At 58.2% G+C, this 1,028-nt stretch carries 2 protein-coding genes; both read left to right on the plus strand.

Annotated features, from left to right (window positions below; genetic code table 11):
* Positions 1 to 589: 2-hydroxyacid dehydrogenase (locus ACR0JR_RS22365; protein ID WP_480458215.1), on the plus strand; the 589-nt coding region annotated here is incomplete at its 5' end.
* 27 nt (positions 590 to 616) lie between these two features.
* Positions 617 to 1,028, plus strand: a 412-nt coding sequence (locus ACR0JR_RS22370) for an FAD-binding oxidoreductase (protein ID WP_480458217.1), incomplete at its 3' end; no start/stop codon positions are given.

Consider the following 1,028-nt stretch of genomic DNA (forward strand, 5'->3'; position numbering starts at 1 on the left):
CGATTGGGCCGGTTGGGCCCCGACGGCCTTGCTGGGTGGCCGGGTCGGTGGTCGCCGCTTGGGTGTTCTTGGGATGGGCCGGATAGGGCAGGCCGTTGCGCGACGTGCAAGCGCGTTTGGAATGCAGGTTCACTATCACAACCGCCGCCGGTTGCGCCCCGAGATTGAACAGGAACTGGAGGCGACCTACTGGGATAGTCTTGATCAGATGGTGGCGCGGATGGACGTCATCTCGATCAACTGCCCGTCGACCCCTTCGACCTTTCATTTGATGAATGCGCGGCGTTTGAAATTGATGAAACCCACGGCCGTGATCGTGAATACATCACGCGGTGAAGTCGTCGATGAGAACGCCCTGACACGCATGATCCGCGCCGGTGAGATCGCGGGCGCTGGTCTGGATGTTTATGAACAGGGCACGGATGTGAACCCACGCCTCCGGCAATTGCCGAATGTGGTGCTGCTGCCTCATATGGGCTCGGCTACGCTTGAGGGTCGGATCGAGATGGGTGAGAAAGTCATTATCAACATCAAGACCTTCGAAGACGGTCATCGCCCGCCAGATCAGGTTGTGCCTGCAATGCTTTAGGCTGTGGCCTGAGAAAAGGGGAACGCAATGGTGCAGGCAACCGCTTTGCCGCGAAACGAGGCCGGGATCGACACGGCGCTGGGAATTTTGAAGCAGAGGTTCGCAGACCGGCTGCAATCTGGTGCTGCGATCTGCGAGCAGCACGGGCACACGACAACGTGGATTGAAAACCAGAGTCCGGACGCAGTCGTCTTCCCGCATTCAACCGAAGAAGTGGCCGATATCGTCAGGACCTGTGCCGAGCACAAGGTGCCAGTCATCCCATTCGGAACAGGCACCTCGCTCGAAGGTCATGTAAACGCTCCTGCTGGTGGCCTATCCGTCGATCTGAGACAGATGAACAAGATATTGGCGGTCAATGTCGGTGATCTAGATTGCGTTGTCCAACCGGGTGTCACCCGAGCTGAATTGAACACCCATCTGCGGGATCAGGGGTTGT

This window comes from Ruegeria sp. AA3, assembly GCF_056542905.1.